General features: G+C 69.0%; 8 protein-coding genes and 2 tRNA genes. 7 read left to right on the top strand and 3 right to left on the bottom strand.

Going from position 1 to position 13,131, the window contains the following annotated elements:
• Window positions 1-65 precede the first annotated feature (65 nt).
• Complete coding sequence (locus UAJ10_RS24060; protein WP_322917784.1) at window positions 66-3,062, bottom strand: autotransporter outer membrane beta-barrel domain-containing protein; 2,997 nt, start codon at window positions 3,060-3,062, stop codon at window positions 66-68.
• Window positions 3,063-3,395: 333 nt separating this feature from the next.
• Between UAJ10_RS24060 and UAJ10_RS24055 the strand changes: the two genes are divergently transcribed.
• A complete protein-coding gene (locus UAJ10_RS24055) occupies window positions 3,396-3,749 on the top strand; it encodes a hypothetical protein (protein ID WP_322917783.1) in 354 nt (117 codons plus the stop codon).
• A gap of 153 nt (window positions 3,750-3,902) precedes the next feature.
• Here UAJ10_RS24055 and UAJ10_RS24050 read toward each other — a convergent pair whose 3' ends face one another.
• Complete coding sequence (locus tag UAJ10_RS24050; protein ID WP_322917782.1) at window positions 3,903-5,759, bottom strand: flagellin N-terminal helical domain-containing protein; 1,857 nt, start codon at window positions 5,757-5,759, stop codon at window positions 3,903-3,905.
• Window positions 5,760-6,443: 684 nt separating this feature from the next.
• On the opposite strand from UAJ10_RS24050, the gene UAJ10_RS24045 reads away from it, so the two are divergent.
• The 4 genes from UAJ10_RS24045 (at window position 6,444) to UAJ10_RS24030 (ending at window position 9,130) form a co-directional block, all read left to right on the top strand.
• Window positions 6,444-6,520, top strand: a tRNA-Pro gene (locus UAJ10_RS24045).
• 69 nt (window positions 6,521-6,589) lie between these two features.
• On the top strand, window positions 6,590-6,895 hold the full coding sequence (locus UAJ10_RS24040) for an ETC complex I subunit (RefSeq protein WP_322917781.1): 306 nt from the start codon (window positions 6,590-6,592) through the stop codon (window positions 6,893-6,895).
• Between the two features lie 50 nt (window positions 6,896-6,945).
• Window positions 6,946-7,022: transfer RNA gene (locus UAJ10_RS24035), tRNA-Arg, on the top strand.
• Window positions 7,023-7,162: 140 nt separating this feature from the next.
• Entirely contained in the window at window positions 7,163-9,130 is a 1,968-nt protein-coding gene (locus tag UAJ10_RS24030) for a cytochrome c/FTR1 family iron permease (protein WP_322917780.1), read from the top strand.
• A 6-nt stretch (window positions 9,131-9,136) separates the two neighbouring features.
• Here the strand turns inward: UAJ10_RS24030 and UAJ10_RS24025 are convergent, their stop codons facing one another.
• The gene (locus tag UAJ10_RS24025) at window positions 9,137-10,891 is read right to left on the bottom strand and encodes a DUF885 domain-containing protein (protein WP_322917779.1); all 1,755 of its coding nucleotides are present in this window, start codon (window positions 10,889-10,891) and stop codon (window positions 9,137-9,139) included.
• 268 nt (window positions 10,892-11,159) lie between these two features.
• Between UAJ10_RS24025 and UAJ10_RS24020 the strand changes: the two genes are divergently transcribed.
• Window positions 11,160-11,669, top strand: a complete 510-nt coding sequence (locus UAJ10_RS24020) for a nuclear transport factor 2 family protein (protein WP_322917778.1) — start codon at window positions 11,160-11,162, stop codon at window positions 11,667-11,669.
• Window positions 11,670-11,749: 80 nt separating this feature from the next.
• A complete protein-coding gene (gene chrA / locus UAJ10_RS24015; protein WP_322917777.1) occupies window positions 11,750-13,081 on the top strand; it encodes a chromate efflux transporter in 1,332 nt (443 codons plus the stop codon).
• The last annotated feature ends 50 nt before the right edge of the window (window positions 13,082-13,131 follow it).

The raw sequence follows: 13,131 nt of genomic DNA, 5'->3' as shown, positions 1-13,131 counted from the left end.
CACGTCGGCAAAAAAGGCGGCCCCCGGATGGGGACCGCCTTTTCCCATGCCTGAAAAGCGCCCGATCAGAACCGGAACTTGCTCACGAAGCGGGCGTCATAGCCGATGAAGCCGCGACGGTCTTCGCCGCCCAGTTCCAGCGCGATGTCGGAGTAGCGGTTGCCGCCCTGCACCGTGACGCGGGCGATGGGGCCGCCGCCGACCACGGACTGCGGCATCAGGGTGAAGCTGGACCCGCCGGCGAAGCTGGCGGTGGTGTCGCCCGGGCCATCGCCGAACACCTGCTTCCATCCCACGGTCAGGGCGGGCTTCCACTGGAAATCGCCGCCCAGCTGGGTCCCGAAGGTCAAGGCGGCCTCGGCATTGCCCTGCTGGCCGGTGCGCTCGTCGATCTTCAGGTTGAAGCCGTCGCTGCCGCCGCTTTCCTGATGGGCGCCGTCGGACAGCACGAAATAGTCCACCGAGGCGGTGGGCCGCACGAACATGAAGCCCAGCGATTGCTCATACCCCACGCCGAAATGGGCGTCGCCCAGATAGCCCGACCAGTGGGCGTTGGCGTCGCGCTCGAACGCCGCCCCTTCGTCATCCGTGCCGGTGAAGACACGCTTGCTGGAGAAGCGGATATAGCCGGCGTTCAGGCTGGCGCTGGCCATCAGCCCGCCGTAGCGATCGCGCCAGTAGGCGCCGCCGGTGAAGACCTCACCCTTCACCTGGTTGCCGCTGGAGGCGTCCGGGTCGTTGACCGCGGTGATCATGTAGGAGGAGGACAGGCCGACGATGCCGACGTTCTCCATGGATTTCTCGTAGCCGCCCATCAGCGCCACGCCGTTGCCGTTGTAGCCGGGCCCCTGGTCGCGGTTCTGCGACACGGCGAAGCCCAGCTCCTGCACCCAGGCGCCGCGCTTCTCGTCCTTCATGGCCACGGTGGGATCGGATTCGGTACGGGCCAGCGCCATCATGCCGCGGTTCAGCAGCTGGAAGGGGCCTCCGTTGTAGTCGGGCAGCATCTTCTCATAGAGGCTGCCGAAGCTGCCGGCGCTGGTGGCGTTGAAAAAGGCCTCGCCGATCTGCGTATCCTTGTCGAAGGCGCCGTAGACGGCGTTGAACGCGCCCGCACCCACGGTGATGCCCGCCTCGGCCGCCGTCCGGCGCGCCACGTTCACCGTCACCGTGCCGGCGGTGGTGTCGGTGGCGACGTTGGCCTTGTACCAGTAGGACACGTCACCCAACAGCGACTGGTCGGTGGTGCCCACGCTCAGGCTGCTGGCCTTGATGACGGTGAAGCTGTTGCTGTCGGTGACCTTGCTCTTGAAAATCAGGCCGATCTTGGCGCCCGAGGCCAGCGAGGCGGCGCCGGAAACGTTGAACAGGGTGTTGGTGTTGTTGGCGGGGTCGGCGGTGAAGTCGATCTCACCGCTGGACCCCACGGTCAGGGAGCGCAGGGCGATGGTGCTGGTGCTGCTGTTGCGCAGCTGACCGCTGGTGACGGTGGCCGCCAGGGTGCCGTCGCTGGTCAGGGCGCCGGTGTAGATGGCGCCGCCGTCGATGGTCAGCGTGTTGGCGCCGCTGCCGAAGGACAAGGCGCCCGTGACCTTGCCACCCGTCAGGTTGATGGTGGCGTCACCCGAGCCCAGCAGGATGTCGCCGGTGATGGTGCCGCTGCTGTTGATGGTGACACCGATGGTGTTGGCCCGCAGGTCCAGCGCCGTGGCCGTGCCGGTGATGCCGGTGTTGTCCGTGGATTTCGTGACGGTGGCCAGGATGGTGCCGCTGTTGTTCACGAGGGTGATGGTGCCCGCGCCGTCGTAGACGGCGACGGCGTTGCTAGCCACGGCGGTGGTGGCGCCCGCATAGCCTGTGGCGTAGGCCGCGATCGTGCCGGTGACGTTCAGGCTGTTGACCGTGGCGCCGCTGCGGATGGAAATGGCCGTCGCCTGGGAGGACTGGGAAGACACCGTCGTGCTGAGGGAGCCGGAGATTGCGACGTCGGTGACCGTCGCGCCCGAACCGATCAGGATGCCGGTGGAATCGGCCTTGTAGGACAGGGTGGTCAGGGTGCCGGACACGCTGACGCCGCCCAAGACGTTGACCGTCCCGCCCAGGCCGCCAATCTGGATGCCGGTGGTGCTGAAGCCGTCATAGACGCCATTGGCCACAATGCCGCCCGCCAGGACCAGGCCGCGGGTGTTGTCGGGGTAAGTGCCAAGGGTGATGTTGTCGGTGGCGCTGCCGACCAGCAGCGCCGGGGCGGAACCATAGGATGTAAGACTGCCCGTCGACTCCAAGTACAGGCCACCCGTTATCGTCTGGGCGATCCGGAAGGCGGCGCCGCCCTGCAGCTCGTCATTGGCGGTCAGCGCCGCGAAGCCGGCCGTGGTCGTGGGACGCGTGGTCGACAGATAACCGGTGGAGGTGACGCTGCCCGAGACATCAACCGCCCCTTCCATCACCCCATCCACGGCCACGCCGACCGCTCCGGTGCCCAGCACGCTGACCGTGCCGGAAACGACTAGGCCGCCATAGGTATGCCCCGTGTACTGAATTCCGTAAGAGTTGTTGCCCGTCACCGACACCGAACCACTCATGGTCACGCTGCCAGCCATATCGGACGCGACCAGGATGCCGGCGCTGTCGTTGCCGCGGACCGTGAGGGTGGCCGAGGTGTTGATGGCGCCGGTGAACACGCCGTCGCCCGAGACCCAGATGCCATAGCGCCGTTCGGCCGAGGTCAGCGGGATGGTGGAGCTGACGCTGCTGTCGGTCAGCGTCAGGGTGCCGCTGACGGCGACGCTGCCGGTGGTGCCGCCCTTCACCAGGATGCCGGTGGTGTCATCGCCGCCGGTGATGGAGATGGTGCCGGAGCTGCTGACGCTGTTGTTGCTGTCCAGCGTCACCGCCGTGCCGCTGGAGGGGCTGACCGTTCCCGTGATGGTCAGGTCGCCGGCCGAAGACGTCGCCACCCCGCTGCTTCGGGTGTCGGAGATCGTGGTCGCCGCGTGAAGGTCGGTCAGGGCGGCGAGGCACAGGGGCGCGGCGGCCACCGGCGCGAGAAGGCGCTTCATTTGCTGAAAAATCCTGCCTGTTCAGACGAATTGAAGGACGTTTGGCCGGCGGGCCGGCGGGGAGGGCGGAATTGGACCCTGTTGTGGCGACGGGGTTGCGGGCGGGGGGATCCGTCCCTTACGGACCGGGTTACACGGCGCGGTCGTCGAAACCCGGCGGGTGGTTTTGAAAAAAATTCCCACCATCGCGGCCGCTGGCCAATTTGCCGCAGGCCAGCCCGCGCCTATCCTTCCGGACGGCGGAACGCGATGGGCCTGGGATATTTGCAACTGGCGGCGGCGCGGAGACCTGGCGTAGAGTTCCCGCGTCCCAGCCTGCCGGAACGCGAGCGCATGAAGGAACTACGCTGCATCGTCTTCACCGACCGCGAGGTGGTGAGCGCCATCACGGAACGGCGGCGCAAGCTGAACGACGCCTTCCCCGACGGGGATGTCACCAGCCTGGAGTACACGGTCAACCGCGGCGTCACCGCCCGCCTGTCCGTGACCCTGGATGGCGCGGCCAACGACGTCACCGTTCCGGAACAAGAGCTGCAGGCGGCCCTGGTGGGCTATTGCATGTCCCGCAACGTTCCGCTGCCCGTCGTGGCCGACAAGGCCCTGTACGTCATCAAGGGACGGGCCACCCTGATGATCACCATGAATTTCAAGAAGCCGGCGCGCCTGGTTGTTCTGGGTGTGGAATGATCGCCGCGGCGCCTTAGGCTTAAGCGCGAAATGAAAAAGGGCGGCCCGCTGGGGACCGCCCTTTTCCTTGCGCCTGTCGCTTCCGGGACCGGGGCGGCGGGATGGGGGACCGGTGGCCTTTTGCCACGCCGCCGCCCGCCCCGCCGTCGCCGATTAGAACAGCTTCAGGATGGCCTGCTGGCTCTGGTTCGCCAGCGACAGGGTGGTGACACCCAGCGACTGGCGGGTCTGCAGGGTCAGCAACTCCGCGCCGGCCTGGTTCTGGTCGACCTGCACCAGGCTGTCGGCGCCGTCCGACAGGACGTTGTTGAAGGCGCTGGTGAAGTCGGACCGGGTCTGGATGACGTTCAGGTTGGTGCTGAGCGTCTGGCCGGCGGACCGCAGCTGGCTGGTGGCGTAGGTCAGCTGGGCCACGGCGGCGTCGATGTCCGACCGGTCCAGGAACTCGTTCTGGGCATAGTCGAGACGCAGGCCCTGGCCGTCGGTGGTGACGTTGGTGGACTTGACGCTCAGCGAGTTGGTGTTGGTCTCGTTGAACTGCACCGACAAGTCGTTCTGGGTGTTGGCCGGCGTCTGCTGCGACGTCGTCATGTTGGCGGACCGGTTGGCCGACGCCGCCTGCATGATCTTGGCCGGATCGACGTTGATGCGCACTGTGCCGGTGGTGAAGGACATGGCGTTTTCGCCGTCCGTCAGCTTGCCGCTGCCACGATCATTGGCGCCCGACCGGGTGATGGACACACCGTTCAGGTCGGTGGCCGTGACCGCCAGATCCACGTCCTTCTCGATGGTGGAGGTGCCGTTGCCCGCCGTACCCAACCCTTCCAGCGTGGAACGGTCGACGGTGAAGGACACGACCGAGCCCGAGGTGAAGGACACGGAGATGTTCTTGGTCAGGGCGTTGACGGTCGAGCTGCCCAGCGTGAAGCTGTTCGACGTGCCGAAGCTGCTGGCCGCGGTGATCTGGAAGCTGCTGCCCGTCACCGTACCGATGGTGAAGCCGGAGAACGCGCTGCCCGGAAGGGAATTGTTGATCAGGCTCTGCAGGTTGGTGGCGATGGCGGCCTGGCGCGTCGTCGGCGACGGGCTGGACACGTCGCCGGCCGAGGCGGTGTAGCTGAACGTCCGGCCGTTGATGGTGACGTTGAAGGTGTCACCCTGATCGATGTTGCCGGTGATGTTCACCTGCGACACCTGCGGCGTGCCGGAGGCGCCGGCGCTCACCAGGCTGTTGGTGGCGCTCTGGGTGTTATCGAAGAAGGTGATGGAGCGGGACTCGTCGCCCTCGGTGATCACGGCCGTGCGGGTCTGCCCCACGGAGCCGCGGATTTCGATCGACACGTCGGAGAAGTTGCCGGCGGTGCTGCTGAGCTTGCCGGAGACCTTCAGGCCGAACAGGCCGCGGGCGGTTTCCGCCGAGGCGATGTCACCGGCGTTGCCGGAGATGTCACCCGTGCCGGACACGCGAACGGAATAGGTGTCCGAAGTGGTGACGTTGGTCACGCGGCTGTTGGACAGGCCGGTGATGGAGTTCACCGTGGACCGCGACGTGGAGGTGGCGTCAAAGGTCTGGCCGCTGCCGGCCAGCAGGTTCTTGCCACCGTAACCGCTGTCGGCGGCCAGCTTGTCGATCTGGTCCTTGATGGCGTTGAACTGGTCGGCCAGCGACTTGCGGGTCGCGATGGCGCTGGGGTCGTTACCCAGGTTGGAGTAGGCCGAGGTCGTCAGGCCCTTGGCCTGGTCGATCAGCGACTGGATGGAGGTGATGCCCTGGTTGCCCGCCTTGATGGTGCTGATGGCCTGGCCCATCGCATCCTTCAGGGTGGACAGGTCGCTGGCACGCTGGTTCAGACCTTGCGCCGCGAAGAAGGCCGTGGGGCCGTCCAGCGCGCTGTTGACCTTGTTGCCCGTGGACAGTTGCGCCTGGAGCTTGTCGATCGAGCTGTTGGTGTTCTGCAGCAACAGCAGGTTGGAACGCATTGCCGAAGAGAGGGCGACTTGAGAGGACATCATCTATCTCCTTTTGAGCTGCCGGAGGGCGGCCGTTTGGGCCGGTCTGATCCTTCTGGCGAGAGCAAGCTGTTGGTCCCATGCCATCGAAGAGCACCACCCGCCCGCTGCCGGGGGGGCCTAAGTCCCCGTCTCCGGGCGGCAACCCGTTCCTGCCGGGATGGCGGGACGGATTGGTCCGGGGTTGCCCGGGGGCGCTACGCTGGTATGGACGCCATCAACCTCCTCTGATGGACGGTTAGGTTCGGCCGGCTAACCGCAGAAACCGTGCCAACAGCCCGCAGCGATATTTACGCATCTGTAAATAAAGGGTTTTTTCAGGGTTGACCGGCGGGAGGCGACAGGAATGCGAATAATTGGGGCGGTCGGATTTTCCCGTTGCCCGGTCAAAATTGCCGGGTGAAGCGGCCCAAGGCGGTCGGGATTACCTGGTTGCCGGCCCGGAAAAGGGCCCGCACGCGATCCGCCGGGCCCCTGGAAAGGCGTGGCTTCGGCCCTGGGAGCGGGATTCGGCCGCCGCCGGGCGCTTTTTGCCGGGCAGCACGCCACTCTTCCGTGTATTGGGCGGTGGGGATTTCGGTCCAAAACCTGGGCGCGGGTTGGGTCAGGGTTGCCGCGCGCCGGGCCGCTTTCCTGATTGACCATGGCCCCGCGAACCGCGTAAACCCTAGCTCGCGATGGTTTCGGGGCGTAGCGCAGTCTGGTAGCGCGACGGTTTTGGGAACCGTAGGCCCCCGGTTCGAATCCGGGCGCCCCGACCATCGCCCGGACCGGCGCCGGACGGCGCCGGCAGGCAACAGGTGTTTCGTTCAACCGGGGACGTTCCAGAGATGCAGGTTCGTATCTATCAGCCGGCCAAGACGGCCATGCAGTCCGGCCGGGCCAAGACCCACTCGTGGATCCTGGAATATGAACTGGCCACCGCCCGCCGGCCGGAGCCGCTGATGGGCTGGACCAGCTCGGGCGACACCCTGAACCAGGTGAAGCTGACGTTCGACAGCGCCGAAGAGGCCATCGCCTACGCGACCCGCAAGGGGTGGACCTACGAGGTCGTCACCCACAACGACCGCATCGTCCGCCCGAAGAACTACGCCGACAATTTCCGCACCGACCGCCCCCGCGTCGGCCGCTTCTGATCCCTTCCTGATATCGGGCGCCCCGGCCCTCGGGCCTGGGGCCGCCTCCGGGCCCCATAGCTCAGTTGGATAGAGCAACCGCCTTCTAAGCGGTAGGTCGCTGGTTCGAATCCAGCTGGGGTCGCCAATCCGCCGGACCCGCCCGCGCACCCTGCGCGGCGGGTCTTGTTGTTTCCGCCCCCGCAGTGATCCGGCCCATAGGGCGCCCACAAGGCAGACGCGCGCCGGCGCATGCTTGCAAAAACATCGGCGGCGGGTTTACTGAGAATGACTCGCACCTCTCAGCCGGGCCGCCCCATGGTCAGATCGTTCCGCCTCATCGCCGCCGCCCTCACGCTGCTGGGCCTGGCCCTCGGCACCGCCCTGCCCGCAGGGGCGGCGGAACCGGCGCCCGCGCAGACCATCTGGCGGCTGCTGGACTATGTGGCGGTGGACTATGCCGGCGCGGTGGCCGACGGCCGGGTGACCAGCGAGAGCGAATATGCCGAGCAGGCGGAGTTCGCGGCCAGCGCGCGGGAGCGGATGGCCGAACTGCCGCCCACCCCCGCCCTCCCCCGGCTGCAGGACCAGGCCGACGCGCTGAAGGCCGCCATCGCCGCCAAGGCGTCCCCGGCCGTGGTGGCCGGCCTGGCCCGCGCCCTGGGCCGGGATCTGCTGGCCGCCTACCCCGTGCCGCTGGCGCCCACCGCCCCGCCGGACCTGGCGCGGGGCCGAGCCCTGTACGCGGAGAATTGCGCCGCCTGCCACGGCGCCACCGGGCATGGTGACGGCCCGGTGGGCGTCACGCTGGACCCCAGGCCCGTGGCCTTCAGCGACACCGGACGCGCGCGGCAACGCAGCGTCTTCGCCCTGGAGCAGGTGATCGAGCAGGGGCTGGACGGCACGCCCATGGTCAGCTTCGCCCACCTGCCGGCCGAGGACCGCTGGGCGCTGGCCTTCATCGCCGGCGGCTTCGCCTTCACGCCCAGCGACATCCAGGCGGGTGAGGCGCTGTGGCGCGCCCGGCCCGACCTGCACGCCCTGTTTCCCAATCTGGAAGCCCTGACCCAGGCCTCGCAGGCCGCCCTGGAGGAGACGGTGGGCGCCCATGACGCCCAGGCGCTGCTGGCCTATCTGCGCGCCCATCCCGACGCGGTCATGCCGAAGGCCAACGACAGCCTGGCCATCGCCCACGCCAAGCTGGGCTTGGCCGTGGAGGCCTATGAGGCCGGCGACGCCAAGGCGGCGGGCGACCTGGCCCTGGCCGCCTACCTCGACGGGTTCGAGCCGGTGGAGCCCATCCTGAAGGCGCGCGACGGCGGCCTGATGACCCGGGTGGAAAGCGCCATGGGTGCCTTCCGCGGCGTCATCGGCCAGGGCCGGCCGGCCGACGAGGTGCGCGCCCAGGCCCAGGCCATCACCGGCCTGCTGACCGAGGCGGAGCATGCCCTGTCACCCACCGCCGCCAGCGACGCCTCCACCTTCGTCGGCGCATTCACCATCCTGCTGCGCGAAGGGCTGGAAGCCCTGCTGATCGTGGTGGCCATGATCGCCTTCCTGCGCAAGGCCGGGCGCGCGGACGTGCTGCGCCATGTCCACCTGGGCTGGACCACCGCCCTGGCGGCCGGCCTGGCGACCTGGGCCGTGGCGACCTACCTGGTCTCCATCAGCGGCGCCAGCCGGGAACTGACGGAGGGCTTGGGCTCCGTATTCGCCGCCCTGGTGCTGCTGTCGGTGGGCGTGTGGATGCACGGCAAGTCCCAGGCCGGCGCCTGGCAGCTGTACATCAGGGAAAAGCTGTCCCACGCCCTGTCGCGGCAGTCGGCCTGGTTCCTGTTCCTGCTGACCTTCGTGGTGGTCTACCGCGAGGTGTTCGAGACCATCCTGTTCTACATGGCGCTGTGGGCGGAGGGAGCGCACATGGCCGTGCTGGCCGGTGCCGGGGCGGCTGTGCTGCTGCTGGCCGCCATCGCCTGGGGGCTGCTGCGCTACAGCCGCCGCCTGCCCATCGGCGCCTTCTTCGCCTGGAGTTCCGGTCTGATGGCCGTGCTGGCCGTGGTGCTGGCCGGCAAGGGCGTTAAGGCCCTGCAGGAGGCCGGCTGGCTGGACGTCATCCCCTTGGCCCACGTGCCCAGCGTGGAGATCGTGGGCCTGTTCCCCACGGCGGAAACCGTGGCGGCCCAGGCCGCGATGGCCACCGCCCTGGCCGCCGGCTTCGCCTATAACGGGCTGGCCGCCAAACGCAAGGGCGCGTGACGCGGATTACGGCGCCGCCCCCTGGCGGGCCAACCAGCGGCCCACCTGGTCGTGCAGGATGTCCATGGGCATGGGGCCGTCGTCCAGCTCGGCGTCATGGAAGGCGCGGATGTCGAAGCGGGCGCCCAGCGCCTGCTCCGCCCGCCGCCGCTCCGCCAGGAACTTCAGCTCCCCCACCTTGTAGGCCAGGGCCTGGGCCGGCCAGGCAATGTAGCGCTGTGTTTCGCCCAGCACAACGCGTTCCGGCAGAGCGGTGTTGTCGCGCAGGCAACTGGCGGCCTGTTCGGCGCTCCAGCCCTTCCAGTGGATGCCCACATCCATCATCAGGCGGCAAGCCCGCCACATGTCGAAGGACAGGCGGCCGAAACGTTCGTAGTCCGTGCGGTAAACGCCCATGTCCTCGCCCAATTGCTCGGCATACAGCGCCCAGCCCTCGATGAAGGCGGTGGGTTCGTCCTTGCGGCGGAAGGCCGGGAGGTCCGTGCGCTCCTGGCCCAGGGCGATCTGCAGGTGGTGGCCGGGCACCCCCTCATGCAGGATCCAGGACGGCAGGCCGAACAGCGGGTCGCCGAAGGATTTGGAGCCCACCACCACGCGGCCGGGCACGCCCTTCACCGGGTCCCCCAGGTCATAGCCGCTGGACGAGCCCTCCTGCTCCGGCGGCTTTTGCCGGATGGTCCAGGTCAGGCGCGGCAGCCTGCCGAACCACAGGGGCAGCAGGCCGTCGATGCGCTTGCCGATCTCGCTGGCCTTTTCCACATAGGTCGCCAAATCCGGGGCGTAGAACTGCTTGTCCGTGCGCAGCTTGGCGATGAACTCGGGCAAGGTGCCAGTGAAGCCGGTGGCCCGCATCGCGGTCTCCATCTCTCCCCGGATGCGCGCCACCTCCCGCTCCCCCAGCGCGAACACGGCGTCGGGCGTGAGGTCGGTGGTGGTGGAGCGGCGCACGGCATAGGCGTAGTACTCCCGCCCGCCCGGCAGGCCGCTGGCGCCCAGCGTGTCGCGGGCACGGAGTACGTAGTCCTGCTCGAAGAAGGCCACCAGCCTCATCTGCGCCGGCTTCACCGCCTGGGTCACCGCCGCCAGGGCGTCGGCGCGCAGGGCCGCCTGGCGGTCGGCCGGGATGGTGGCGGGCAGCGCCTTCAGCGGCCCCAGCAGGGGGCTGGCCTCCGCCGGCTGGTCGGCCGCGATCTTGAGGATGTTCAGAACCGAGGCGGCGGTGGGACGCGGCTGGATGAAGCCCGTCTCCAGCCCACGCCGCATATTGGCGATCTGCTGGTCGTAATAGGCGGGCAAGGCCCTGAGGCGCGCGATCCAGGCCTGGGCGTCCGCCTCCGTCCGGATGACGGTGGTGGCGGCGGCGTAGTTGGCGGTGTTGAAGAAGCCGTCGCCATTGTCGAAGGGGATGCGATCCTCATCGAACGTGGCACCCTCCACCAGCACACCCAGGCGCCAATCCAGCAGGCGGCGGGTCAGCGCCTCCTCGCCATCGGGGGCGGAGGGCGGCAGTCTGTCCAGGCGGGCCCTCAGCGCGGCATAGCCCTGGGCGCGGCGATCGGCGGCGGCCTTGCTGACATCCGGCCAGCCGGGCCCGTCGGTGCCGTCCGTCTGGCGGGCCAGCGCCTCATAGTCGGCGATGACGGCATCCACGCCGCTGGCGGGCTTCGCCATCGGGGCGGCGGGCTTGGCCCAGGCGGGAGAGGCGGCGGGGGTCACCGCCGCCAGAATGAATGCCAGCGCCACCGCGGTATGGTTCATCATCGCCCCCTGTTCCCCATCATTTCCCGGCAGGGTCGATGATGGGATATTGTATGTCAAATATTTTATACTATTTGTCGTGGCGCACCGCCGCGCCCGGGATCGGCGTGCCGGTCCGTATAAGCGTCACGGCCCCAACCCTTCCACGCCGCCACCCCAGAGTCGCCACAATGCCCGTGCAGGTAAAGGGGCGACGCGGGGGTGGGCGCATGATGGGGGAACGCCCCGCCTGCCCGCCTTCCGCCGTCGCCCAGTCCCCGATGAGGAAGAGATGCGCCTGACACTCCGTGCCCTGGCCCTGGGCGCCGCGCTGGCCGGTTCCGGCCTGGCGTCGGCCCAGGCCGCCCCACCCCCGGCCAACCAGGCGGCCGGCGCCACCAGCACCCGCATCCCCGGCAGCGCGGCGGAAGGGGAGGCCAACCGCCAGACGGTCCTGGCTTTCTACGACGCCTTCTTCAACAAGCACGACCTGTCCGCCGCCGACCGCTACGTCGCCCAGGACTGCCGGGAGCATACCCCCGGACTGGCCGACGGGCGCCGCGCCCTGCAGGATGCCTACGCCACGGTCTTCCAGCATCATCCCGACGCCACGGTAGAGGTGGTGCGCAGCGTCGCCCAGGGGAACCTGGTCGTGCTGCACGTGCACGCCATCCCCAGCCCGGGCGAGCCGGGCACGGCGGTGATCGACATCTTCCGCGTGCTGGACGACAGGGTGGTGGAACATTGGTCCGTCAGCCAGCCGGTGCCGGCCAGCGACCCCGACGGCAAGGGCGTGTTCTGAAGCCCCGCCCTTGACGCCGGCGGCGCCGCGCGGCTTAGTCAGCGGGCCTGCACCACCTCGCACCCCTTCGGCACCCTGCCATGTCCCTCCCCACCCTGCGCGAGGCGACCCGTGTCTGGGCCCGCATCGGCCTGTTGAGCTTCGGCGGCCCCGCCGGGCAGATCGCCCTGATGCATCGCGAGCTGGTGGAGGACCGCCGCTGGATCGGCGAGGCGCGTTTCCTGCACGCCCTCAGCTACTGCATGCTGCTGCCGGGGCCGGAGGCGCAGCAGCTGGCGACCTACATCGGCTGGCTGCTGCACGGGCGCCGGGGCGGGCTGATCGCGGGCGGCCTGTTCATCCTGCCCGGCGTACTGGTCATGCTGGGCCTCAGCACCCTCTACACCCTGTATCATCAGGCGCCGCTGACGGGCGCCCTCTTCCATGGGCTGAAGGCCGCGGTGCTGGCGGTGGTGATGGACGCCGTACTGCGGCTGGGCCGCCGGGCGCTGCGCGGCTGGCCATCGCTGGCCGTGGCCGGTCTGGCCTTCCTGGCGCTGGCCGTGGCGCACCTGCCCTTCCCCCTGGTCGTCCTGGCCGCCGCCGGCATCGGCATGGCGGCGCGCCGCTCCTTCGCGCCCGCCGCCGCCAAGGCTGACGGGGACGCCCTGCTGGACCGCCAGCTGGAGGCCGCCGTGCCGCCGCACGCGCGGCCCAGCCGCGGCAGGGCCTTGGCCACCCTGGCGCTGTGGTTGCCCCTGTGGCTGGGGCCGCTGGCCGCCCTGCGCCTCATCACCGGCGCCGACAGCGTGTGGACCCACCTGGCGCTGTTCTTCAGCGGCATGGCCCTGGTCACCTTCGGCGGCGCCTATGCCGTGCTGGCCTATGTGGCGCAGGCGGCGGTGACGGGATACGGCTGGCTGACGCCCGGGGAGATGATCGACGGCCTGGGTCTGGCGGAGACCACGCCCGGCCCCCTGGTGCTGGTGCTGCAGCATGTCGGCTTCCTGGCGGCCGCCCATGCGCCCGGGACGCTGCCGCCGCTGCTGGCCGGGTTCCTGGGCGCCATGCTGACCAGCTGGGTCACCTTCGCGCCGTGCTTCCTGTGGATTTTCCTGGGCGGCCCCTATGTCGAGCGGGTGCGGACCAACACGACGATCACCGCCGCCCTGGCCGCCATCACGGCGGCCGTGGTGGGCGTCATCCTGAACCTGGCGGTGTGGTTCGGATGGCATGTGCTGTTCAGCGGCAGCCGTCCATTGAGCCTGGGCCCGTTCAGCCTGCCCCTGCCCACCGGCCTGGACATCCCCGCCGCCCTGCTGGCGCTGATGGCCTTCATCGCCCTGCGCCACACGCGCCTGGGCCTGCTGCCCACCCTGGCCGCCTGCGCCGCGGCGGGCGTGCTGCTGGCTTGGCTGCCCACGCCGCCCTGATTTGACAATGGTTTCCATTTATGGAAGCCATTGGCATCCCCTGATCACGG

Origin of the sequence: Nitrospirillum guaranorum (assembly GCF_034653275.1) — a bacterium.
GTDB lineage: Bacteria > Pseudomonadota > Alphaproteobacteria > Azospirillales > Azospirillaceae > Nitrospirillum.
The sequence above is the reverse complement of the archived record's forward strand: the minus strand, read 5'-3'. Positions and strand labels throughout refer to the sequence as shown.

What these genes read in the sequence shown, in the direction of transcription:
- UAJ10_RS24040 (WP_322917781.1), top strand. Translation starts at nt 6,590, where the DNA reads ATGCAGGTTCGTATCTATCAGCCGGCCAAGACGGCCATGCAGTCCGGC.
- UAJ10_RS24050 (WP_322917782.1), bottom strand. Translation starts at nt 5,759, where the DNA reads ATGTCCTCTCAAGTCGCCCTCTCTTCGGCAATGCGTTCCAACCTGCTG.
- chrA (WP_322917777.1), top strand. Translation starts at nt 11,750, where the DNA reads ATGTCCCTCCCCACCCTGCGCGAGGCGACCCGTGTCTGGGCCCGCATC.
- UAJ10_RS24055 (WP_322917783.1), top strand. Translation starts at nt 3,396, where the DNA reads ATGAAGGAACTACGCTGCATCGTCTTCACCGACCGCGAGGTGGTGAGC.
- UAJ10_RS24060 (WP_322917784.1), bottom strand. Translation starts at nt 3,062, where the DNA reads ATGAAGCGCCTTCTCGCGCCGGTGGCCGCCGCGCCCCTGTGCCTCGCC.
- UAJ10_RS24030 (WP_322917780.1), top strand. Translation starts at nt 7,163, where the DNA reads ATGACTCGCACCTCTCAGCCGGGCCGCCCCATGGTCAGATCGTTCCGC.
- UAJ10_RS24020 (WP_322917778.1), top strand. Translation starts at nt 11,160, where the DNA reads ATGCGCCTGACACTCCGTGCCCTGGCCCTGGGCGCCGCGCTGGCCGGT.
- UAJ10_RS24025 (WP_322917779.1), bottom strand. Translation starts at nt 10,891, where the DNA reads ATGATGAACCATACCGCGGTGGCGCTGGCATTCATTCTGGCGGCGGTG.